Origin of the sequence: Arthrobacter sp. LFS091, assembly GCF_047977885.1 — a bacterium.
In the GTDB taxonomy this organism is placed as follows: Bacteria; Actinomycetota; Actinomycetes; order Actinomycetales; family Micrococcaceae; genus Arthrobacter.
The window spans coordinates 247,165-270,273 of sequence record NZ_JBFPFP010000002.1; the positions used below are offsets into that span (position 1 = coordinate 247,165).

The following is a 23,109-nucleotide window of genomic DNA, read 5'->3' on the forward strand; positions in this document are numbered from 1 at the left end:
TCAGGTCTGGGTGTGGGGTCTGAAAGGTGCCGGTCAGGTTCCGGCGAGTCCCGTCGTCGCAACGCCTTTGATGATCTGGCGCTGGAAGAACAGGAAGACGAGGATCAGCGGCAGCGCAGCGAGCAATGCGGAAGCCATGTTCTGCGCGTACTGGATGCCGTAGGCGCTCTTGATGGTCTGCAGGCCGACCGGAAGCGTCAGCAGTCCGCCGTCGTTGGTGGCGATGAACGGCCACAGGAAGTTGTTCCACGCACCGATGAACACGAAGATTGCGACGGCGGCCAGGATGGGCCGGGACAGCGGCAGGATGATTTGGGTGAAGATCCGCAAGCGGCTGGCACCGTCCATCACGGCCGCTTCCTCGAGTTCCCGCGGGATCTGGTCGAAGAACTTTTTCAGCACGAACACCATGGCCGGGTGGATGACCTGCGGGAGGATGATGGCCCAGGACGTATCGACCAGGTTCAATGCCAGCATTTGGTAGAACAACGGGATGATCAGCACGGGCGGCGGGATGATGATCGAGGCAATGATCACCGTCATCAGCACTTTTTTGCCCTTGAAGTCGATCCTCGACAGGGCGTAGGCAACCAGGGCCGAGATCACCAGGGTGATGGCCGTGATGGCCGCCGAGGTGTACAGCGAGTTCCACGTCCAGAGCGGGATGTTGCCGTCCTGGAACACCTTGACGAACGCGTCAGGTGTAAAGCCCGACGGCGGCACCCACGTGACGTCCGGAGCCGCGGCATCCGTTTCGCTCTTGAAAGCGGTGACCGTGGCCCAGGCGAAGGGAATCAGCCACAGCACCGCGATGAACCCGGCGACGACGATTGCCGCGATCCTGCCGATCGTCAGTTTCCTGCGGGGCTGGCGGAACCCGGATTTCCTGGCTTGGGTGGTTTGTGGTGCGGGACGGGTGATTGTAGCTGTGGCCATGGTTATGCACTCCTGCGGCCGGTGATGACGAACTGCATGACCGAAACAACGACGATCAGTCCGAAGAAGATGTAGGAGATGGCTGCGGAATAGCCCAGCCGGTAGCCGGTGAACCCGGTTTCGAAGACGTACTGCACCACGGGCCTGGTGGATCCTGCAGGGCCGCCGGCGGTCATTTGGTACACCTGGTCAAAGATTTTCAGGGATGCCAGGATCTGGAGCAGCACGATCATCACCGTGGTGGGAGTGAGCTGCGGAAGCGTGATGGAGAAGAACTGGCGCCAGGCTCCGGCTCCATCCAGGGACGCTGCCTCGTAATGCTGGGCCGGAATGTTCTGCATCGCGGCCAGGTAGAGCAGGAAATTGAAACCCACCGTCCACCACAGCGTAGCGATGACGATCGCCCACATGGCAACGTTGGGATCATTGAGCCAGGCAACCCTGGGCAGTCCGATGCCCGTGAGGAACTCGTTGATCAGGCCCAGCTGCGGGTTGTACATCCAGGTGAAGAAAAGGCTCACCACCGTTGATGCCAGCAGGTACGGGGCAAAATAGCTCAGGCGCCACAGCCACTGGGCCGGCAGCCCGACGTTGAGCAGCGCGGCCATCACCAGGGCGACCAAGACCAACGGAACAGTGCTGATCACCGTGAAGTACAGGGTGTTGCCCAGGGAATGCCACATGTCCGCATCCGCCAGGGCTTCTGCATAGTTGGCGAATCCGATCAGGCTGTCGTTGGCGCCGGTGAGGGACTTGCCCGTCAGGCTCATGTAGAAGCCATAGAGGATGGGCCAAACAAGGAAGACGAGGAAGAACACCAGGAATGGCGTAGCAAAGGCCCAACCACTCAGGTTGTTGTTGCTGCGGTTCAGTGATGTGCGCAGATTCTCCGGCCTGGGCCGGGACAGGGTAGAGGTACTCATGAAGGACTCCTTTGTCGCGCGGTGCGTAGGGCCGGGCTAAACCGGGTTGGGGCGGGAGAGCAGGGTGTTGGTGCGTTGTTCAAAGGCATCCCAACCTGCAGCTGCCTTGTCCCTTCCCAGAAGTACGTTCTGCACGTTCTCCGCGAAGTAGGTCTGCCAATCCGAGCCGGAGCCGCTGAACCAGGCCTCGGGGTCGTAGGCAATGATGTCCGCCGCGTTGGCGTAGTGGATCTGCGGAGTGAGATCGCGGTAGGCCTGTGACTGGACCACCGGCTGGTATCCGGGGATGTGCCCCGCTTCCGCCCAGGACAAAGATCCCTTGAGGACGTCGGTGACGAATTTGTAGACGTCCCTCCGTTTGTCCTCGTTGTGGTTCAACTGCCGCGGGAGGACGAACGAGTGCGAGTCCGCATAGGAGGCAGGAGGCAGGGGTCCCGTAGAGGGTGGGAATGGTGGCCGCATCCACGGGAATGCCGGCTTTCTTCATGGTGGGGAGTTCCCAGACACCGCTGAACAGCATCCCCGAGCTGCCGCGGGCGAATTCCGCGATGCCCGTGCTGATGTCGCCCGCCTGCGCCGCGATGGTGTCGTCAAAGAGGGAGGCCATGAACTCCAAGGACTCGATGGCAGCATCCCGGTCAACCTTCATCGGCTGCCCGGGAGTCAGTTCCATGTCGGCGCCATGCTGCTTATAGAGGGTGTAGAAGAGGCGCCACATCTGCGAACCGCTGCCCAGGTAGCCAAAGGACAAGCCGTGGGCCTTGGTGACCTTCTGCATTTCCAATGCCATGGCCTTGAACTCCTGCGGGGAGCTGACTTCCCCCAGCTGTCCGTTGCTTCCCAGGACGCCGGCTTTGGCTGCAACATCCGTGTTGTAGAACATGATGAACGGGTGGGAATCCAGCGCAATGGAGAACACCTTGCCGTCTTGTTGGCTCTTCTCCCAGATCCTCGGCGCAAAATCCGCGGCAGTGACTCCGTTTTCCGCCAGCAGATCCAGGTCCCACGGCTCAATCAGTCCACCGGGCGCGTACCCGGGCACCCGGCTGGCGTGCATGATCGCCACCTCCGGCGGCCTGCCACCCGCTGAGGCCATGGCCAATTTGGTGTAATACGGCGGGCCCCAGGCGAGCACCGTGGGGTGCACCATGAAACCGGGGTTGGCTTGGTTGGCGGCGTTGATCATGGCCTGCATCTTGATTCCATCACCACCTGAGAGCAGGTGCCAGAAGTCGATGTCCTGCACCGGAGCAGCCTGCGCCGCTCCCCCGCAGCCTGTGAGCGTAGCGGCCATGAGCCCGCCGCCAACAAGGGCTGATCCTGCCAATAGCTGTCTCCGGGATAACTGTTTCCCGGTCAAAGATTCAAACTGCTTCACCCGTCACTCCTTTGGATGGGTCCGCTGAAAGGTCATTGCTTCGCTGCGCAAAATCCGGCTCCGGCGCGTCCCCACTCTCGGGTAAAGGTTGGCCCGGGGGTGACGCAGGTCTCACATTACATCGATGTAATAGGGAGGGCAAGAGAAAATTGTTAGCGCACACAATTTAGGGGAGAGCTATCATTTCAGGACTTGCTGCTGTCCCGCTCCTCAATGGTGTAGCCGATCTCAACCAGCTTCTGCCCGTGGTTCCTGTCGGACATACGCTCCGTCAGCAAACGGAGCGCCTGCGTGGCTATGGCCCGCTTGTCAAAGGACACGGTGGTCAGGGACGGCACGGCATAACGCCCATCATTCACGTCATCGAAGCCGGCCACGGCAATGTCATCCGGGACCCGCACGCCCCGCTTCCACAGCGTGTTCAAAGCGCCAAGTGCCATGGAGTCGGTGAAGCAGAAGAGGGCGTCGGGCAGGGGGTTGGCGTCCAGGTATTCCGCGAGGGACGCAGCGGCGGAGGCGGGCGTCCAACTGTCGCAGGAAATCATCAGCGACTCGTCCTTGGGTATGCCCAGGATCTGCAGCGCAGCCTCGTACCCGCCGGCCCGCTGGATGGCGGTCGCAGAATGCCGGCCCCGATTGACACCCAGGACAGCGATCCGCCGGCGTCCAGGCTTGGCCAGCGCCAATGTCATGTCCCGGGCAGCAGCAAAACTGTCTACGAACACCCGGTCCGCCAACTGCTGCGTCACCTCACCAAGCAGGACAACCGGCGGCAGTGCGACACCCATTTGCACGGCACTTTCCTTGAGCACCACGGGGTTGAGGATCAAGCCATCGATGAGGTTGGCCCGGGCGCGGGTCATCAATTCATGTTCCCGGTGGGGATCGGAACCGGTCTCTTCGATTTGCACGCTGAAGCCTTGTGCGTGGGCAACCTCCACGATGCTTTGGGTAAGCTCTGCCGAGAACGGGGTGGCAAGGTCAGGCAAGGCCAAGCCGATCACTCCGGAGCGCCCATTACGGAGGCCCCGCGCCGAAAGATTGGGAACATAGTCCAGCTCGGCCATGGCCTGCTCCACCCTGAGGCGCGTGGGGGCAGCTACGGGTACAACGCCGTTCATGACGTTGGAGACAGTTTTGGGTGAAACCCCGGCGCGGCGCGCCACGTCTTTGACCGTTGCGCGCACGATCCACCCCTTACTTGTTGCCTGTTTTCACGATGCTACGCGAATTTTTACCCCACCTTACGCAGCCCTGCAGGGATGTGGATGTCCCCTCTCAAGCCGACTTGCTGACAGATCGCGGTAAAGTGTCTATATGCCCAGGATCACGGCCCCCACCAACGCTGCCCAACGCGCCGAGACCCAACGCCGGATTCTCACCGCCTTTGGGGAGCTCCTCTTCACCCACGGCCTCCCTGGACTGACCATGACGGACGTGGCCCGGCACGCCGGGGTGGGGCGGACGGCCGTCTACAACTACTACGCGGACATGGAACAGCTCCTGATCGCCTACGCACTGGATGAGACCGAGCGCTTCATTGTCGACCTGCGGGACTCGCTGGCCGCGCTGGAAAACCCAGTGGACCGGCTCGCCCTGTACGTCCGGGCGCAGGTTGAGGACCTCAGCCGCCGGCACCTGCCGCCAGGTCCTGCCATGGCCGCTGTCCTCTCGCCCGGCTCCTTCGCCAAGCTCGCAGATCACGTGGGTGACCTCAACGTCCTTCTCCAGGACATCCTCCGGGACGGCGTCCAACAGGGCTACCTCCCGGACATTGATGTCGCCCAGCTGGCACGGCTGATCCACGGAACGCTTTCGGCCAGCGCCGCACGACGCAACCGAACGCCCGACGGCGACACTTCCGCACCGGCCCCAGCCCCCGACGTCGAGCTGCTCGCCGCGCAGGAAGCACACACCGAACAGACGGTTCGCTTCATCCAGCTGGGAGCCGGAGCGCGCTTTGACGAGGCCGGCAACCCGGTGCGGCTCGACCGGCCGATCCTCAACGTCCTTGCCGGACAGGCAGCTACTGCCCTGCCGGCAGGGTAGGCACCACAGGCCACTTGGATTTGTCAGCAATCCGCAGGTCCTCACGCGGGCACAGGAGCTTGCCGGGAGTCTGGTCCACCAGCTGCGGTTCCACCAGTCCCTCATAGCCGGGTGTGAGGATCACGTCCACGGAGCCGTCTTCACGATTGTCCTGGAAGTAGTCCGTTCCGGCCAGGTTCCGCTGGACGTTGAAGGCCGCCGCTTGTCCCTTGACTCCGGAGACAACCACGCCCACACCCGAGTACGCGGTGTCGCTGTTGGCCACGGAGCCCACCTTGAAGCCGCGGGCGGTGAATTCGGCGGCAACCGTGCCCGCCAGTCCACCCCGGGAGGTGGCGTTGAAGACGTTCAGGTTCACGGTTTCGTTCGGCACGTAGTCGAACGTGGTGGTCGGGCACAGGCTGGTGGGGGCTTTGCTGGCGACAGCCGTGGGTACCTTGATGACGCCGTTCATGATCGCCCAGGCTCCCACCGCGCCGGCCGCAATGATTCCGACCAGCAGGACCAACACAATGCCGTGGAACAGCCGGCGGCCGAAGCTGCCCCGGCGAACCGTGGGATCGTCGGCGAACGTTGCCCGAAGTTCCGATCCGGTCACCACGTGGTGGCCGTGCAGTTGCGTCACATCCTTGGGACGCTTAGGTTTTTTTGGCCGCTGGGTGTCCTGCTCCGTGGCGGCCGGCCTAGCCATCGATCACCAATACGCGGGCGTGGATGGCCGTCCTTTGGTGGAGCGCGGTACGGACTGCCCTGTGCAGGCCATCCTCAAGGTACATGACCCCCTGGTATTGGACGACGTGCGGGAACAGATCGCCAAAGAACGTGGAATCCTCTGCCAACAACGCCTCCAGGTCCAAGGTCCGTTTGGTGGTCACCAGGTCATCAAGGCGCACCGGGCGCGGAGGCAGGGCAGCCCAGTCGCGCGGCGCGGAATATCCATGGTCAGGGTACGGGCGTCCCTCGCCCACAGCTTTGAAGATCACCCTGCAAGCCTATGGAAGTTACCGCGCTAACGGAACTTGTGACCCCCGGCACAGGCAGGTTGTGGCCAAAAGGTGACTATCCTTCGTGGGACGTCACAGCTGTGAGGGTTCCCGCAGGGACTGACAGAATAGGGGCATGACTCAACCGCTCCAAGGGACTGACCGGACCGCCGCCCAAGCCACGCCTCGCCTGGCGCTGCTCCTGGACGTTGACGGCCCCATTGCCAGCCCGGTGACGCGCGACGTCAAGCCTGACATCATCGCCGACCTGGTGGCCCTTGCCTCGGCAGGAATCCCCGTCATCTTCAACACGGGCCGCTCGGACGCGTTCATCAGTGAACAGGTCATGAAACCCATGATTGCCGCCGGGATGCCGGCACACACCGTTATCCACGCCATTTGCGAGAAGGGCGCCGTGTGGTTCAGCTACACGGCGAACGGCCCCGGGACCATCCACGTGGACCACGAGCTCACCGTGCCCAAAGCCTACGGTGACGATATCCGCAGGCTCGTTGCCGAGGACTATTCCGCCCACATGTTCTTCGACGAAACCAAGCGGGCCATGGTTTCTGTGGAACAGCACCTGGAAGTATCCAACGAGGACTACCTGGCGGAACAGAAACTTTTCGACGCCGATGCCCTGGACATCATGGGACGCCATGGCCTGAGCGCCGCGATTTTGGACCACCACGCCCCGGAATCCGACGACGCTGTGGACTACCGCCTGGACCCCACCATCATCTCCACTGACATTGAGTCGGTGCGGCTGGGCAAGGACCTGGGAGCGAGCCGCGCCGTCGAACTTCTGGCAGCCCAAGGCATCACTCCCCTGTCATGGCGCACCGTGGGCGATTCCCGCACGGACTATGCCATGGCAGACTGGCTTCACCACAACGATCACGACGTAAAACACGTGGATGTCCGCCCCGCAGACGGCGTACCGGTGAAGCCCTACACCATCCTGACGGCCGCTGACCTTGAACTGGCGGACGACGTGATCCACGACGACGCCGGCGGCGCTTTCCTCCGCAGCTGGCGCGAAGCACTTTCCATCTAGCTCCACCCCGACGATTCCGGAGAACAGCCATCACACAAGCACAGGTCGATCCGATCTACCACGGCAGCCCTTCCATTGAAGAAGACACGATCGCCGAGGCGGTCTCGCCTGCCGTCGTCGCGCACCTGAAGCACAGGTCCGACGTCGTCCGTCACCGCGGGCGGTACGCCCTGGTCAACAGCGACCTCACCCCGCAACAGGCCATGGTGTCCGACCTCCTGGCCGTACGGGCTGCCTTGGACGCCGCAGGCATCGACTTCATCCTGGTGCGCGGCAACGACGAACGGCCTGTCATCGCCGTCGATTGGGAGTCCCGCAAGGTGGTCCGGGAGGCGCTGGTTGCGGCGTTCCGCAATGAGCCGTTCTATTCCATGACCGTGGACGCCAAGAAAAAGACCTCGGTGCTGGTGGCCGATGGCGAGTTGACCACCAACAGGAAATCCCGCATCTTCCGGTTGTACAGGCCCCGGGTCGAGACCGGCGGCGGCCTCTGGTACGGTCCCGCATTGGGTGTGCAGCTCGAGCTGTGGAGGTTCGAAGGCGATCATCTGGAGCTTCCGGTGGAGAACTCCCTGACCCGCCGGACCATGCTGCGGCAGGACGCCGTGCGGGGTACCGTCCAACGGCATGGCCTGACCTGGCCCACCATCGAAAACATGTTCGCGGACCACGCCAGCGACATCGCCTTCGACATCGACATTGTTTTTTCCTGGGTTGACGGCAGCGACCCCGAGTACATTGCCCGGCGTCGCGCCCTGCAGGCAGACGCCGTACTCGGGGAGGGCGATGACAGCGAAGCCCGCTTCCGCCAGATCAACGAACTGAAGTACGCGCTGCGCTCTGTGCACATGTTCGCGCCGTGGATCAGACGGATCTTCATCGCCACCGATTCGCCCACCCCTTCATGGCTGGCAGATCACCCGGCGGTGACAGTGGTGCGCAGCGAGGAGTTCTTCGCCGACCCCTCAGTCCTTCCTACCCACAATTCGCAGGCCGTGGAGTGCCAGCTCCACCACATCGAGGGTTTGTCCGAGCACTTCCTCTACTCCAACGACGACATGTTCTTTGGCCGTCCCGTGGGTCCGGACATGTTCTTCACTCCCGGCGGCATCACCAAGTTCATCGAAGCCGACACCCGCATTGGCCTGGGCGAGAACGATGCCGAGCGGAGCGGTTTCGAGAACGCAGCCCGCGTTAACCGCAAACTGCTCTGGGAGCGCTTCGGCCGGATCACCACCCGGCACCTGGAGCACACAGCCGCCCCGCTGCGCCGCAGCGTCGTGGCCCGGATGGAAAAAGAGTTCCCTGCGGAATTCGCCAAGACCGCCGGCAGCCGCTTCCGTGCTGCGGACAACATCTCCGTGACCAACTCGTTCTACCACTACTACGCCCTGCTCACGGGCCGCGCTGTGACGCAAACCAATGCCAAGGTCAGGTACGTGGACACCACCATGTGGGCGGGACTTCACTACCTGCCCAAGCTGTTGGCGAAGCGCCACATGGACTTCTTCTGCCTGAACGACGGCAGCTTCCCGGAGGTCGCGGCAGAGGAACGTGCGGAACTCGTGACGGATTTCCTGGAAAAGTACTTCCCGGTCAAGGCACCCTGGGAGAAATAAGCGGCAGCGACGAGGTCAGCGTCCCAGGGGAAGTGTGCGCCCCTACCCGGGACTCATGCGGGATGCGGATGCCGGCTTCGGCCAGCCTCCGCTGAACCTCTGCGGCATCCACGGGTTCGCCAACGGTCACTCCCCCGGACATCGGAACCACAGAGTGGACAATCGTGTGCTCGTAGACATGGATCATGTTGTACGACTGCGCCCCGTCGCGGCCACGCTGTCCGCCAGCACGCACCGCCAGGTCCTGGGTGTAACAGGTGGCCGAGGCGACGGACACCGGGATGCCGGCGAAGCCCGCCGTCGTGGAGTAATGCAGGTGGCCACCCAGGATGGTGCGAACGTCCGAATTGCGGACGACGGCGGCCAGTGCGGCTTGGCCGCGCAGCTCCACCAACACCGCAAGGTCCTGGACGCAGGGAACCGGGGGGTGGTGCAGGGCCAGGATGGTGCCGTCCGGGGCCGGAGTGGCCAGTTCGGCAGCCAGCCACTCAAGCTGGGCCTCGGACAGCTCGCCGTAGTGATGGCCGGGCACTGTGGTGTCCAAGGTGATGATGCGGAGACCGTTCACGAAGTAGCTGCGGTCAACCGGGTCCTGGGGTCTGCTGGTCTCGGACGCGTCCTCGAAGGCAGCACGGAAGTTCGCCCGGTTATCGTGGTTGCCCATGGCCCAGATGGCCTTGGCCCCGAGCGCGTCGCAGACGGGTTCAATCATTTCGCGGAGCCGCTCGTAAGCGTGGAGCTCGCCCTTGTCCGCCAGGTCTCCGGTGAAAATGATGGCCTCAGGCCGGATCCTGGACGCGATGATCTGATCGCAGATTTCCTGGAGCCTGGCTGCACTGTCCACGGAACCGTGGAGCGTGTTTGGACCACCCACCAGGTGAAGATCACTCAGGTGCAAAAGCACATGACCTGGTTTGGGATATTCAGCCTCGATGAGCTCCATAGCTTGCCTTAGCGTTCAGTGGGAGGCGGCGCCTCCCGTGTCAATCCAGTAGGGCCAATCCAACCAGACAACAAGCCAACATCTGGCTAATTTCCGGCGGAATGTTGGAAAATTACTTTCCCTCCCTTCCGAATTGATGGCTTATGCCAACGCTTCTTCCACTGCTTTCATCAGGTCTTCGGAGTCGGGCTCCACTGCGGATGGGAATCGTGCCACGAGTTTTCCGTCGCGGTTGATGACGAACTTCTCGAAGTTCCACTTCACTTTGACCGGCTCGCCGTCGGCGCCGCGGGTCAGTTCGGTGAAGAGGGGGTGCTGTTCCTTGCCCAGCACGTTTGCCTTGCTGGTCAAGGGGAAGGAGACGCCAAAGTTACGCTCGCAGAACTCCGCGATCTCGTGGTCCGCGCCCGGTTCCTGTCCACCGAACTGGTTGCACGGCACACCCAGGATCTCCAGGCCTTGATCCCGGTATTTGCCGTACAACTCCTCCAGGCCCGCGTACTGCCGTGTGAAGCCGCATTCGGAAGCGACGTTGACCACCAACACCGCCTTCCCCTCGAAGCGGCCGAAGTCAGCGTCGGAGCCGTCGTTGAAGGTGAGGGGAATGCTGTACAGGCTGGTCATGGGATTCGCTTCCTGACGTCGTCGGCCGGCTGGATCGCCGCCATCGAGCTTACGGGAGCTTGCCGTGCGGCGAAACCTAGGGCGTCGGGATGACCAGCGCGGACAACGGCACGATCACACCGTCCGGACGCTGGACCTTGTCCGTACCGATCAGGATGTATCCGGGCGGAAGGACCACCGCCGGGAGCGTTGTGGGAAGTACGGCTGCCGGCGACGGCACCGGCGCGACGGGAGCAGCTGGTGCCGGTGCTGGCGCCACTGGAGCAGCAGCAGGTGGCGTGGCCGCTGGTGCGGGCACTGCGGGAGGTACGACGACGGCCGGTGCCGGTGCGACGGGGACCGTCACCGTCGGAGCCACAGGAGTCGTGGACGGCGCAGTTGTTGTCGGCTTCGGTGTGGGAGCCGGCGTGACCGTGGGCGTCGGTGTGACGGTGGGTGTCGGCGTGACGGTGGGTGTCGGCGTGACGGTGGGTGTCGGTGTGACGGTCGGCGTCGGCGTGACGGTGGGTGTCGGCGTGACGGTGGGCGTCGGTGTGGGCGTCGGCTTCGCGGTTACGGACGGTGCCGGGGTCTGCGTGGCTGGCGGGTTGCTGGTGCCTGGGGCGCTGGGCGCTGCCGGGGTTGAGGAAACCGGTGGAACCACGACTGGCAATGCCACGGGTTCTTCGTGTTCGCCGCCGATGACTGCGCGGTTGGTGCCATCGGCCACAGGTACGGCCCACTGCGGGGTGGCCGTGGTGCCCGTTCCAACGCCTGGCTCGTAGCTCACCATGGTGATGGGCTGCAACGGATCAACCTGCTTGATGGGCAAGTAGATCCAGCCGTTCGGATTGGTGTGCAGTCCGTTGACGATCGTCTCGAAGTGGAGGTGGCAGCCTGTGGACCAGCCCGTGGTACCCACCTGGGCAATGACTTCGCCCACCCGCACAGATTGGCCCTTGGTGACGCCGATCGCCTGCAGGTGGTTGTAGGTGGTCACCAGGCCGTTGCCGTGCTCGATTTCCACACGGTTGCCGCCGCCCCAAATGTGCCACCCAACCGCCCGGACGATACCGGCGTCGGCGGCGTAGACCCGGGTGCCGCATGCTGCAGCGTAGTCCTGGCCCCAGTGGAACTCACCGGGGAGGCCAGTCAAGGGACTGTAGCGGTAGCCGTAGGGCGAGCTCGGATTGAGGACCTCAAGAGGCGCGTACAAGCTCCCCGCGGGCGGGCGTGGCATACCCGCAGAGGCAACTGTCAGGCCAGTGGATCCATCCTTGCTGACGGTCCTGACCACGGCCCGGTCGAAGTGGACCATAGGCGTTCCGGCTTGTTGTGCCGGGGGCTCGGGGGTGGGATCAATGACCGTGGTCTCGGCCTCCGGCGCCACCAAGGTGCCCAACGCCGTCGGTTCAACAACGCCCTGCGCCAGGGAACCACCGATGCTGCCGGCGGGCACTGAGGTGAGTGGCTGGAAGCCAAATGCGATGAACGCCAGAATGGCGAGGCTTCCAGCGATCAGGATGCGGTGGAAACCTATGGCACGGATCAGTTTTACTGCCCGGTTTGAATCATGATGCTTGCCCACAAAACACTCCCCAAAGCCAGCGGCACCAAACCCCAGCCTGGCGTGCAAGCACCATTGTTGCGGGAATCACAGCAGAAATAAAGGCTTCCCGGGCCCTTGCCAAGGAAAGGTTTCATCAGTTTTGGCTCAAGATGCCTTGAGCTTTGCCTCAGGCAGTCGTGGCCCGTGCAATCGGGGGCTCCGAGCCCTGTACGGTGGACGCTAAGCAGGCGGATTATTTCATGCCGCGCAAGAGAGCGCCTCGATAGCACTGGGATGTCACCATGGATGATCCACAGCGGACCGCACGCATCCTTTTAGAGAAGAATGCCGTGACCCTCTACCGATTGTGGGCCGGATACTGGGGTCGGGGAGGAAACGCCACCGCTTTCGAGTTCGACGCCTACGTGCACGAAGCACTGGTGGCGTCCCCTGTCGATCTCCGGCTGATGGCCTCGGCCGTAGATGGCCTTTACGAAGGAAAGCCCTGATTCGGACCTAGTATCGGACTAGCTGACGAGTCTGCGTACGTTCTCCACGATGGTTTCGCGGCGCCGCTTGAGGCTCGGAAGCTTGGACCGTGCCATCTCGGGAGTGAGCGTGTGCCAGGTCATGGCCAAGGCCCGCACGCTTGCCAGCAGCTCGATGGGTGTGAGATCAGAGCGAAGGTTGCCGGCTTTCTGGGCGCTTTCGATCCGGGAAAGCTTTTCCTGGTGTGAGGCCACCAAGGTTTCAAGGTCCGCCGCCTGGCCGCGTTCAAGGATGTACCAGTTGGTGAGCCTGAGGACATTGGGGTCCTTCTGGTAGAGGTCACAAGCACGGGCCGCGTACGCCGGCAAGTCCAGTGCGTCGAATTCGGTCTCCTCCACTACTGCGACCACCCGCCGGGAGAAGACCTCGTCGAACAACTGCTCCTTGCTGCCGAAATACCGGTACAGCATCGCCTTGTTGGCCAGTGCCTCGTCAGCAATACGGTCCACCCGCGCCCCGGCTATGCCATGGCTGGCAAACTCCTCCTCTGCCGCCTTCAGGATCCGCTGCCTGGTTGCTTCTGCGTCTCTCGCCATGTCCCCACCATAGCAAGTAACTGGTTAGTTGACATCGATGCATTTCACGCGCATGGTTAAAAACCAACCAGTTAGTTACTTAGAAAGGGTCCGACATGTCAGCAACGCAGATGGAAACAACCCCTGCCACGCGATTGTCCAGAACCATAACCTTGGCGGTCATCTTGGGCTGCCAGTTGATGATGGTGTTGGACACGTCCATCGTGACCACGGCACTGCCGCACCTTGAACGCGAACTTGGCTTCAACAGCACCACCCTCTCGTGGGTCCAGAACAGCTATGCGCTGGCTTTCGGAGGGCTGTTGTTGCTGGGCGCCCGCGTCGGAGACCTTCTGGGCAGGCGCCGGGTCTTCATGGTCGGCGTAGGAGTTTTCACGTTGGCATCCCTGCTGGCCGGGGTCGCCTTCAACACCGAGGTCATGATCGGGGCCCGCGTACTCCAAGGTGCCGCATCGGCCTTCGCCATTCCGGCAACCCTGGCGCTCCTGGTGCAGACTTTCCCCGAGCCCGGGGAACGGTCCCAAGCGATCAGCATCTACAGTGCCGTGATCGGGGCAGGGGGCAGCGTGGGCATCATCGTGGGCGGTGTCTTCACAGACCTGCTGTCGTGGCGATGGGGCTTGCTGATCAATGTTCCGATCGGAATTGCCGTCTTGCTGCTGAGCCCACGTTGCCTGCCGGAAACCGGAAGGGTCAAAGGCAGTGTAGACATCCCGGGCGCGTTGACAGTTACAGCGGGAATGTCCGCCTTGGTCTATGGACTCGTGAACGCGGGCGAGGCTGGGTGGGGGAACCTGACGACCATCGTTTCACTCGCGGCAGCCGTGCTCCTGCTTCTGGCTTTCGTGCTCGTCGAGCGTCATGCCGAGCGGCCCATCACTCCCCTGCGCCTCTTCAAAGACATGACCCGGTCGGGCGCCTACATCATCCGGATTCTGATCGTGGGGGCCATGTTCTCCACCTTCTATTTCCTCAGCCAGTACCTCCAGAATGTGCTGGGATTCAGCGCCTTCGCCGCCGGCATCGCCTACATTCCGCTCACGCTCCTGTTCTTCCTCATGGTCTACGTGATCAAACCCCTCAGCGCCTTACTGGGTAAGCCCGCGCTGCTGGTGGCCTCGTTGGTCATCGCCGGCCTGGGCATGCTGTGGCTCAGCTCCATAGGCCCGGGCACCGCGTATTTTCCGGACGTCCTGCTTCCGCTGATCGTGCTCGGAATCGGCCAAGGAACAGCAATCATCCTGTTGACCGAGTTTGGCATGTCCAGGGTGGCACCAGCGGACAACGGCGCCGCCTCCGGATTGGTCAACACGGCACATCAACTCGGCGGGTCCATTGGGCTGGCGCTGTTGACCGTGGTGTTCGCGGGCTCCGGCGGAACAGCCGAAGGAACGGCAGGAGCCGAAGCCTACGGAGCAGTCTTCACCTCGGCCACATGGTTTTACACGCTTGCCGTCCCCTGCGCAGCACTGATCTACCTCGCGCAACGCAGGGCGGCGGGAAACGCGTCAGCTTCCCGACCGTGACCCAACGGGCAGAGACGGCAGCTCGGTGAGTGACCCGTCATGGTCCAGGCTCAGCACCAGATCCAGATCGAGACGGGCCAGGAAGCCGTCGTCGTGGCTGACCAGGATGACGGCACCGCGGTAGGCATTCAACGCTTCCACGAGTTGGTCCACACTCTGTATGTCGAGGTTGTTTGTTGGCTCGTCGAGAATCAGTACCTGTGGCGGCGGATCGGCAAAGAGAAGCTTGGCCAAGGAAACCCTGAACCGTTCCCCACCGGAGAGAGTCCCAACGGGACGGTAGACGCTATCGCCCCGCAACAAGAACCGGGCCAACTGGTTGCGGATTTCCCCGACAGGGACACGTGGCGCTGCCGCCTGAACATTTTCCAAGGTTGTCGCGGCCTCGTCCAGGCCATCGAGCCGCTGCCGCAGATAGCCGGACCGCCCGGTCAGGAGCTGACCACCTGCGGTGCCGGATTCGACGTCGTCATCATCGTCTGTCAACGGTTCCCCGCTGACCAGGCGTTCGAGCAAGGTGGTTTTTCCCACCCCGTTGGCGCCGATGATGGCCACCCGTTCCGGTCCTTCCACCACAAAGGCACGATTGGTTCCCCGCAGCTCGGCGATCCGCCGGCTGCGGGGAACGTCCGGATCCGGAAGGTTCACGCTGATCCGTTCGTCTTCCCTGATTTTGGAGGAAGCCACATCCAGCGCAGCCTGGGCAGCGTCCACCTTGTCATCCGATCCTGATCGCAGCTTGCCCGCTGACACCTGCGCATCGGAGGCCCGCTGATTCATAAGGATCTTGGAGCCCTTCTTGTTGTCATAGCTGGTTTGACCGGTGCGGGCACGCTGCGCCAGCTTCATCTCAGCTTCCTGGCGCTGGCGCTTCTCAGTCTTCACGGCCTGCTTGGCAGCTTGGGCAGCCTGAACCGCTGCGGCCTGCCGCTCATCCACATACGACCGCCAAGCACTGTACGGACCCCCGAACACTTCGAGTTCTCCACCATGCAGTTCCGCCGTGTTGTCCATCAACTCCAGCAGTGCCAGGTCGTGGCTGACCACCACCAGCGTCCCCGGCCACGTGGAGAGGAGGGCGGACAGTTTGGTTCGCGCCTGCCTGTCCAGGTTGTTCGTTGGCTCGTCCAAGAGAGTGATTGCTGTCCGCTGAAGCCGGAGCCCTGTGATGGCAACAAGCATGGCTTCGCCTCCCGAAATTTCGCCTACGTTCCGCTCCAGGTCCGCCCCCGTAAAGCCGATGTGGCGCAAGGATTTGTCCGCCCTGGCTTCGATATCCCAGTCATCGCCCACCGCATCGAAGTTCTCCACCGAAACATCGCCGGCTTCGATGGCCCGCAGTGCTTTCAACTTCTGGCCGATACCCAGCAGGTCTGCCACCGTTGAGTCGGTCGCGAGGGTGAGTGTCTGCGGAAGGTACCCGACATCACCGTTGGTCGTAATACTGCCGCTCGTAGGGGCAAGACTCCCGGCTATGAGGCGCAGCAAGGTTGATTTTCCGGCACCGTTGGATCCCACAAGGCCTGTACGGCCCGATCCGAATGTTCCGGAGATCCCGGCAAGGGCGACGGTACCGTCGGGCCACTGAAGGCGCACGTCGGTCAGGGTGATGGACGGGTTTTTTGTTGTAGACATGATGCTCCGAAGGCTCCAGTGGTTTCAGCGAATGCGCTGCAACCACGGGCCGGCAAGGGCATCAGGGCAAGGTCAGCGCACGGTTGGCGTCGTGAAACCTGTAATGCCCGTCAAAACATCGGCCTAACACTGGGGAATAGAGGCTTACAGTCTCGCAAAAGCCTCCAACGAAGGCAACTTGCCGCCAATGGCCTTCTGGCGGGAGGGACCGGGGACTGACGCCGTCCCACGCCGCCCGGCATTGCCGCCCCCCGTCATCGGACATGCGAAGAAGTCCTCCCGCCCGCTTCAGCCCAGGTTTTCCTTAAGCAACGCGCGGTGCTCGACGGCGGCAGTTGAGTGGAGGGCGCGGCCCGCCGCAGTCAGTTCCAGGAACAACGAGCGGCGGTCGTCGGCGCAGGTCTGGCGCGTCACGAGGCCGGCTTTTTCGAGCCGGTCCACCACCTTGGAGACCGCACTTTGAGTCATGGGCGTCCGCTCCCCCAACGACTTCATCCGGCACGAAGACTCTTCGCTGTCGGCTACGAGATCGAGGATTTCGAACTCATTCAGGCCGATATCGAATTTGGCTTCCAGGGCACGGTCGATCGCCGCTGCGGTACGGAAGTAGGAGTCCTGGATGCTTCGCCACTGCTCAACAAGTTGGCGGTCACGCGTCGTTGCCATGTCCTGATTCTAGTTCATGACGCAGTTAGAATCCACGTCATAATATTCCTTGTCATTGAATGACGCGTCATATAGATTGTTGCTCATGACATCACCCACCACCCTCAAAAAGCCTGCCGAGCCCCTGGCTGCAGCCGTCCGCTGGACGCGGGCACAGTGGCTGCTCCTGATGGTCGTATGCACTGTCCTGGCCCTGGACGGGCTGGACGTCTCCATGGTCGGCGTTGCATTGCCCTCGATCGGACATGAACTCAACCTGGGGACCGACTCCCTGCAATGGATCGTTTCCGCCTACGTCCTTGGCTACGGGAGCCTGCTGATCCTCGGCGGCCGACTCGCGGACCTGCTGGGCCGCCGTCGAATCTTCCTCATTGCCCTGACCGTATTCGCGGCAGCGTCGCTCCTTGGCGGATTGGTTGACGATCCCGCCATCTTGATCGCCACCCGGTTCGTCAAGGGCCTCGCTGCCGCCTTCACCGCCCCCACCGGCTTCTCCATCATCACCACCAACTTTGCGGAGGGACGCGAGCGCAACAAGGCGCTGTCCATCTTCACCACCTTCGGTGCCAGTGGCTTCTCGCTGGGCCTGGTGGTTGGCGGCCTGATGACCAGCCTGAGCTGGCGCTGGACATTCCTTGTCTCGGTGCCGATCGCCGTGATCGTGGTCCTGCTGGGCATGAAGTTCATTCCCAAGGACAAGCCGTCGGTGGAAGACAGCGGGCACGATATCTGGGGTGCCGTGACGCTCGCTTTGGGCATGCTCGGCCTCGTCTACACCTTGGTTTCAGCACCTGAACAGGGCTGGGGATCTGTGGCAACAATCGCCGGGTTCGCAGTTTCTGCCGCCGTGCTGGTGGCCTTCGCCATCATCGAGCGCAAGGTCAAGCACCCGCTGATCCGCTTCGGTATCCTCAAGGAAGGTTGGGTGGCCCGGGCAAACCTGAGCGCAGTGGGCCTCTTCGGTTCCTACCTGAGCTTCCAGTTCATCGTCACCATGTTCCTGCAGTCCGTGCTGGGTTGGACGCCGCTGGGGATGGCACTCGCTTTGCTGCCCGCGGGTTTACTGGTGGCCACCAGCGCACCGTTCGCGGACCGTCTCATCGAGAAGTTCGGGGCCACGCAGCTCATCCTCACCGGCCTGACGGCCCTCGGCTTGGGCTACGTCCTGTTCCTGCGGGTGGGAACCACGCCCAACTACGCGCTGGACATCCTTCCGTCGGTGGTCCTGCTGGGCATTGGTTTCGCGTTGGCCTTCCCGTCCATCAATGTCCAGGCCACTGCCGGCATCCGCGACTCTGAGCAAGGGCTTGCAGCCGGTCTGATCCAGACCAGCACCCAGGTCGGCGCCGCACTGGTACTGGCCGTCACCACGGCCTTGGTGAGCGGCCACGGACACTCTGCGGGTACCGTCAGCGCCCAGGCCATGCTGGAACAGTACCGTCCGGGACTGATCCTGAGTGCCGCCGTCGCCATTGCCGCTTTGCTGGTGGCAGCAGCGCCTTCCCGACGCCGGGTCGCCTCCTGACCGCTGCGCTTTTGCACAAAAAGTGCCCCTATACACGGGGGTCATTCCGAGGTCGAATGGACCATGAGGAATTACCTCACCGAGTACAGGCACGAACTCCAGCGCACGTTCACAGGGACGTCGGGGACGCCGCCTGAGTGGGTACCGCGTCTGGCGGAAGGGCACGACGCCGGATATCACCTGCCGGGGTCGGCAGTCTGGTCGGTTCACGGTCACGTGGCAACGATCGTCGCCGGGATCAGGGTCCTGCTGATGCAGGCCCTGCATCCCGGCGCGCTGGCTGGCGTGTACGAGCACTCCGGGTTCCAGAAGGATCCGTTCGGCCGCCTGGCGAACACCATCAGGTGGATCTTCACGGTGACCTACGGATCAACTGAGGACGCCCAGGCCGCCACCACGCGGGTCCGGAAAATCCATGAGCGCGTCCGCGGGACGTACGTTGACGGCAAAGGAATTCAGCGCGACTACGCGGCCAACGATCCCGAACTCCTCCGCTGGGTACACATCACCTACGCTGACTCCTTCATAACCGCCAACCGCATCTGGGGCCGACCCATCCCCGGCGGAGCGGACGCCTACGTCCGCGAGTGGGCTACAGCCGGCAGGCTCATGGGAATAGAGGATCCTCCACTGACCGAGGCCGAGGTCCGTGGAGAACTGGAGCAGTGGTACGCCTCAGGAATCCTGCGGGCCGACGAACGCCTGGCCGAGACAGTGTGGTTCATTCGCCATCCGCCACTAAGCCCCATGCTCCGTCCTGGCTACCGCATCCTGTTCGCCGCCGCCGTCGCAAGCCTCGAACCCCGCTATCAGGACATGCTGGGGCTCCGGCCGCCCAGGTTTGGCCCCATCCCCTTGCCCGTCATCACCTCGGCCAGGGCTGTGTTGGGCATGGTTCGCCTGGCCCTCGGATCCCACGGGCCCAGCGAACAAGCAGCCCTGAGACGGTTGCAGAGGCTTGGTTACGCGGACGCTTGAGGAGCCCTTCGCCGAGGGGTGAGCTCTCGCCCCTTCGAGGGTGCCCATAACGCCGAAAGCCAACCCCTCGGCGGAACCTCACCTTGTGTGGGGCCCGCCGAGGGGTTGGCTTTCGGGACTTAGGGGCTTGCTTTCCGCCGAGAGCTCACCCCTCGGTGTAGGTCTTAGATCAACTCATCCGACAGGTGGTTCGGGGTACCGAAGCGGTGCGCCGTGATGGACACAGCCTGCTCGCGAAGGAACGGCAGCATCTCGATCCGGCCAGCCTGGGTTACGGCCCCGTGGTAGACCGCGACGTCCGGACGGCCACCCATTGCCGCGCTCAGCGCGGCGAAGTCGCCACCGATCAAGCGAATGCGGCCGGCGTCGAACTTTGCCGCACGGGCCAGCCACGCGGCGTCGTCCTCGACCCGGACGCTGACGCCCAGGTTCGCGAACACGGTCACCACTGCGTCGGGAAGTACGACGGCGGAGCTCACCATGAGCTTCGAGCCCGCCACTGCACCGGCTGCTACGACGCGGAGCAGCTCCGCGAGCCGCTCACCTTCGGAGAGGCGGATTGTCACCGGGAGGGAGCGGTAGCGGAAGACGTTGCGCTCAGCGGTCAGCGCGGAAACGTCCTTGCGTGTGCCGAACTCGGATTCCCAGGCGGCGGCGTCGCTGAAGAGTGCCTGCTGGAGGGTCTGGAGTTCCTTGGCAGTCACGTCAGCGGACTTGGCAGCGGCAAGAATCTGCGAGGCCGCGCCCTGAAGGACGGTGCCGCGCTTGGCCTTTGCCTCGGCAGGGAGCCAGCTGCCCAGGCCGATCAGGTAGTTCGGTCCACCGGCCTTGGTTCCGGCGCCAACGGCCGACTTCTTCCAGCCACCGAACGGCTGGCGCTGGACGATCGCACCGGTGATGCCGCGGTTGACGTACAGGTTGCCGGCCTGGATGGTGTCCAGCCAGACGCCCATCTCGGCGGAGTCCAGGGAGTGCAGGCCGGCGGTGAGGCCGTACTCGATCTCGTTCTGGATGGCGATCGCTTCCTCAAGGGTTTCAGCGGTCATGACACCCAGCACAGGGCCGAAGAACTCGGTCAGGTGGAAGTAGGAGCCGCGCTTGACGCCGGAACGGATGCCCGGGGACCACAAACGGCCGGTCTCGTCGAGGCGTTCGGGCTTGATGGCCCAGGTTTCACCGTCGCCCAGGGTGGTGAGGGCATTGAGGAGCTTGCCGTTTGCCGGTTCAATGATCGGCCCCATCTGCGTGGTGGCATTCTCCGGGTAGCCCACGGTCAGGGACCGTGCGGCGTCGATCAGCTGGTTGTGGAAGCGGGCGCTCTTCGCGACCGAGCCCACCAGGATCACCAAGGACGCGGCGGAGCACTTCTGTCCTGCGTGGCCGAATGCCGAGTAAACGACGTCCTTCGCAGCGAGGTCCAGGTCAGCGCTGGGGGTGACGATGATGGCGTTCTTGCCGGACGTCTCCGCGAGCAACGGCAGGTCCTGGCGGAAGGAACGGAACAATTCAGCCGTTTCGTAGCCACCGGTAAGGATCACGCGGTCAACGCTGGGGTGCGAAACCAGCTGGGTGCCAAGCTCACGCTCTTCGAGCTGGACGAGCGCCAGCACTTCACGCGGAACACCGGCTTCCCACAGCGCATCCACCATGACCGAACCGGAACGGCGGGCCTGCTTTGCAGGCTTGATCACGACGGCGGAGCCTGAGGCGAGCGCTGCGAGGGTCGAGCCTGCGGGGATTGCCACCGGGAAGTTCCACGGCGGGGTCACCACGGTGAGGTTCGCTGGGACGAACGTGGCGCCGTCGACCGTTTCCAGGTCCTTGGCGCGCTCGGCGTAGTAGTGCGCGAAGTCGATTGCTTCGCTGACCTCGGGATCGCCCTGGTCGATAGTCTTGCCGGTTTCGGAAGCCATGACCTCAAGGAGTTCAGCGCGGCGGGCTTCGAGGACTTCACCGGCGCGGTGCAGGATGGCGGCGCGCTCGGCGGCGGGACGGGCACCCCAGGCCTTTCCAGCATCCACTGCGGAGGTGATGATGCGCTCAAGTTCGGCTGCGTCGGAAACCTTGGTGGACTCCACGATCTTGTTGCCGGCGGTGGAACCGGGGATGCGCTTGAGGATGTCACGGCCCCAGGCGCGGTTGGCCGGGAGTGCCGGGTCCGTGTCAGGGGTGTTCCGGAATCCCTCGGTGGGTGCGGGTTCGGCCGGGAGACGGCGGTCCTGCTTGCGATTGGGGCCCGGGACCTCATCCTTCATGTTGGCCAGGGAGGCCAGGAAGCGCTGCTGCTCGCGCTTGAACAAGGCTTCGTTCTCGCTGAGTTCGAAGACTGCGGACATGAAGTTTTCCTGGCTGGCGCCCTCTTCCAGGCGGCGGATCAGGTACGCGATGGCGACGTCGAACTCGCCCGGGTGGACCACCGGTGTGTACAGCAGGAGGCTGCCGACATCCTTACGGACCGCAGTGGCCTGGCCGGTTGCCATGCCCAGGAGCATTTCGAATTCGATGGCTTTCGGTCCCTGCTGGGCAATTCCGCGCTGCTTGGCGAGCAGCCAGGCGAAGGCGACATCGAACAGGTTGTGGCCTGCGACGCCGATGCGCACGGCGTCGATGCGCTCCGGGGTGAGGGCGTAGTTGATGACGTTCTTGTAGCTGGTGTCCGAGTCCTGCTTGCTGCCCCAGGTAGCCAACGGCCAGTCGTGCAGCGAGGCTTCCACCTGTTCCATGGGAAGGTTGGCGCCCTTGACGACGCGGACCTTGATGGGAGCTCCACCTTCGGCGCGACGGGCGGAGGCCCACTCCTGCAGTTCCTGCATGGCACCGAGCGCGTCAGGGAGGTAGGCCTGGAGAACGATGCCGGCTTCCAGGTTCTTGAACTCCGGCATGTCCAGGATGCGCTTGAAGACCGCGATGGTCATGCTGAGGTCCTTGTATTCCTCCATGTCCAGGTTGATGAACTTGGGCTTGGGGAAGGACGCGGCGAGGCGGTAAAGCGGGGTGAGCTTCTCAACAACATGGTCGACGGCTTCGTCGAAGGCCCATGGGGAGTGCGGGGCCACGGTGGAGGATTCCTTGATGGAAACGTAGTCCACGTCTTCGCGGGCAAGGAGTTTGAGGGTGCCTTCGAGGCGACGCTGCGCTTCATGCTCGCCCAGGACGGCTTCGCCCAGAAGGTTCACGTTCAGGTGCACGCCGTCCTGGCGGATCTTCGCAATAGCCGGGCCCAGCTTGGCATCGGTGGCATCGACGATGAGGTGGCCCACCATTTCGCGGAGCACGCGGCGGGCAATGGGAATAACTACCTGCGGGAGGATCGGAGCCATGACGCCACCCACGCGGACAGCGCTGCGCATGTACCAGGGGAGGAACTTAGGGACCTTCGGGGCCAGCTCGGCGAGTTTACGGCCGGCGACGGACAGATCCTCAGGACGGATGACGCCGTCGACGAATCCCACCGTGAAGTCCAAGCCGTTGGGGTCTTTCAAGACGCCGGCAAGGCGCTGGGCGGAGACGTCCACGGGGATCTTGCTGGCTTCGGTCAACCAGTGGCGGACCAAGGCAATGGCTTCCTGGGCAAGATCATCGAACTGTCCGGAATCCTGGGTGCTCGGGGCGGTGGCATCCGGGATGGTGCTGGTCATGGGGGCTCCTTCTGAG

At 63.2% G+C, this 23,109-nt stretch carries 19 protein-coding genes and 1 pseudogene; 7 read left to right on the forward strand and 13 right to left on the reverse strand.

All coding sequences use genetic code 11. The features are described 5' to 3' along the window. Window positions 1-33 precede the first annotated feature (33 nt). From ACNQOP_RS03855 to ACNQOP_RS03870, 4 genes and pseudogenes are all read right to left on the reverse strand, one after another. Window positions 34-936, reverse strand: coding sequence for a carbohydrate ABC transporter permease (locus ACNQOP_RS03855; protein WP_235519795.1), 903 nt, complete (start codon window positions 934-936; stop codon window positions 34-36). A 2-nt stretch (window positions 937-938) separates the two neighbouring features. Next, entirely contained in the window at window positions 939-1,859 is a 921-nt protein-coding gene (locus ACNQOP_RS03860; RefSeq protein WP_416403388.1) for a carbohydrate ABC transporter permease, read from the reverse strand. 36 nt (window positions 1,860-1,895) lie between these two features. Further along, a pseudogene (locus ACNQOP_RS03865) lies at window positions 1,896-3,237 on the reverse strand (extracellular solute-binding protein). 185 nt (window positions 3,238-3,422) lie between these two features. Beyond that, window positions 3,423-4,424 carry a LacI family DNA-binding transcriptional regulator gene (locus tag ACNQOP_RS03870; RefSeq protein WP_235519792.1) on the reverse strand — a complete coding sequence of 334 codons (1,002 nt, stop codon included), beginning with the start codon at window positions 4,422-4,424 and terminating at the stop codon, window positions 3,423-3,425. A gap of 130 nt (window positions 4,425-4,554) precedes the next feature. Between ACNQOP_RS03870 and ACNQOP_RS03875 the strand changes: the two genes are divergently transcribed. Then, window positions 4,555-5,286: a TetR/AcrR family transcriptional regulator gene (locus ACNQOP_RS03875; protein ID WP_416403389.1), complete on the forward strand. Its 732-nt coding sequence runs from the start codon at window positions 4,555-4,557 to the stop codon at window positions 5,284-5,286. On the opposite strand, the gene ACNQOP_RS03880 is transcribed toward ACNQOP_RS03875, so the two are convergent. Both ACNQOP_RS03880 and ACNQOP_RS03885 read right to left on the reverse strand, forming a co-directional pair. Beyond that, entirely contained in the window at window positions 5,264-5,911 is a 648-nt protein-coding gene (locus tag ACNQOP_RS03880) for a LytR C-terminal domain-containing protein (protein WP_257370495.1), read from the reverse strand. The genes ACNQOP_RS03875 and ACNQOP_RS03880 overlap by 23 nt on opposite strands. A gap of 58 nt (window positions 5,912-5,969) precedes the next feature. Continuing rightward, entirely contained in the window at window positions 5,970-6,269 is a 300-nt protein-coding gene (locus tag ACNQOP_RS03885; RefSeq protein WP_018778077.1) for a type II toxin-antitoxin system VapB family antitoxin, read from the reverse strand. 136 nt (window positions 6,270-6,405) lie between these two features. On the opposite strand from ACNQOP_RS03885, the gene ACNQOP_RS03890 reads away from it, so the two are divergent. Then, on the forward strand, window positions 6,406-7,326 hold the full coding sequence (locus ACNQOP_RS03890) for a hypothetical protein (protein ID WP_349470687.1): 921 nt from the start codon (window positions 6,406-6,408) through the stop codon (window positions 7,324-7,326). Window positions 7,327-7,355: 29 nt separating this feature from the next. Further along, window positions 7,356-8,945 (forward strand): stealth family protein, encoded by a 1,590-nt coding sequence (locus tag ACNQOP_RS03895; RefSeq protein WP_374111536.1) that lies wholly within the window; start codon window positions 7,356-7,358, stop codon window positions 8,943-8,945. Here the strand turns inward: ACNQOP_RS03895 and ACNQOP_RS03900 are convergent. The 3 genes from ACNQOP_RS03900 to ACNQOP_RS03910 form a co-directional block, all read right to left on the reverse strand. Continuing rightward, window positions 8,923-9,888, reverse strand: coding sequence for a phosphodiesterase (locus ACNQOP_RS03900; RefSeq protein WP_416403390.1), 966 nt, complete (start codon window positions 9,886-9,888; stop codon window positions 8,923-8,925). The two genes, ACNQOP_RS03895 and ACNQOP_RS03900, sit on opposite strands and share 23 nt — an antisense overlap. Before the next feature lie 141 nt (window positions 9,889-10,029). Beyond that, window positions 10,030-10,512: a glutathione peroxidase gene (locus ACNQOP_RS03905; protein ID WP_257370498.1), complete on the reverse strand. Its 483-nt coding sequence runs from the start codon at window positions 10,510-10,512 to the stop codon at window positions 10,030-10,032. A 76-nt stretch (window positions 10,513-10,588) separates the two neighbouring features. Continuing rightward, window positions 10,589-12,079 (reverse strand): M23 family metallopeptidase, encoded by a 1,491-nt coding sequence (locus tag ACNQOP_RS03910; RefSeq protein ID WP_416403392.1) that lies wholly within the window; start codon window positions 12,077-12,079, stop codon window positions 10,589-10,591. 263 nt (window positions 12,080-12,342) lie between these two features. Here ACNQOP_RS03910 and ACNQOP_RS03915 point away from each other — a divergent pair, with 263 nt between their 5' ends. After that, window positions 12,343-12,549 (forward strand): hypothetical protein, encoded by a 207-nt coding sequence (locus ACNQOP_RS03915; RefSeq protein WP_284985299.1) that lies wholly within the window; start codon window positions 12,343-12,345, stop codon window positions 12,547-12,549. 18 nt (window positions 12,550-12,567) lie between these two features. On the opposite strand, the gene ACNQOP_RS03920 is transcribed toward ACNQOP_RS03915, so the two are convergent. Beyond that, window positions 12,568-13,125, reverse strand: a complete 558-nt coding sequence (locus tag ACNQOP_RS03920) for a TetR family transcriptional regulator (protein WP_416403393.1) — start codon at window positions 13,123-13,125, stop codon at window positions 12,568-12,570. Between the two features lie 95 nt (window positions 13,126-13,220). Here ACNQOP_RS03920 and ACNQOP_RS03925 point away from each other — a divergent pair, with 95 nt between their 5' ends. Next, window positions 13,221-14,651: an MFS transporter gene (locus tag ACNQOP_RS03925; RefSeq protein WP_416403394.1), complete on the forward strand. Its 1,431-nt coding sequence runs from the start codon at window positions 13,221-13,223 to the stop codon at window positions 14,649-14,651. On the opposite strand, the gene ACNQOP_RS03930 is transcribed toward ACNQOP_RS03925, so the two are convergent. Together ACNQOP_RS03930 and ACNQOP_RS03935 are read right to left on the reverse strand one after the other, a co-directional pair. Further along, a complete protein-coding gene (locus ACNQOP_RS03930) occupies window positions 14,634-16,286 on the reverse strand; it encodes an ABC-F family ATP-binding cassette domain-containing protein (RefSeq protein ID WP_416403395.1) in 1,653 nt (550 codons plus the stop codon). The two genes, ACNQOP_RS03925 and ACNQOP_RS03930, sit on opposite strands and share 18 nt — an antisense overlap. A 288-nt stretch (window positions 16,287-16,574) precedes the next feature. After that, window positions 16,575-16,952, reverse strand: coding sequence for a MarR family winged helix-turn-helix transcriptional regulator (locus tag ACNQOP_RS03935; RefSeq protein ID WP_257370504.1), 378 nt, complete (start codon window positions 16,950-16,952; stop codon window positions 16,575-16,577). Window positions 16,953-17,037: 85 nt separating this feature from the next. Here ACNQOP_RS03935 and ACNQOP_RS03940 point away from each other — a divergent pair, with 85 nt between their 5' ends. Then, the gene (locus ACNQOP_RS03940) at window positions 17,038-18,477 is read left to right on the forward strand and encodes an MFS transporter (protein ID WP_416403396.1); all 1,440 of its coding nucleotides are present in this window, start codon (window positions 17,038-17,040) and stop codon (window positions 18,475-18,477) included. Between the two features lie 63 nt (window positions 18,478-18,540). Further along, window positions 18,541-19,455, forward strand: a complete 915-nt coding sequence (locus tag ACNQOP_RS03945; protein WP_416403397.1) for an oxygenase MpaB family protein — start codon at window positions 18,541-18,543, stop codon at window positions 19,453-19,455. Between the two features lie 164 nt (window positions 19,456-19,619). Here the strand turns inward: ACNQOP_RS03945 and ACNQOP_RS03950 are convergent, their stop codons facing one another. Continuing rightward, window positions 19,620-23,093 (reverse strand): bifunctional proline dehydrogenase/L-glutamate gamma-semialdehyde dehydrogenase, encoded by a 3,474-nt coding sequence (locus tag ACNQOP_RS03950; protein WP_416403398.1) that lies wholly within the window; start codon window positions 23,091-23,093, stop codon window positions 19,620-19,622. Window positions 23,094-23,109: the final 16 nt, after the last annotated feature.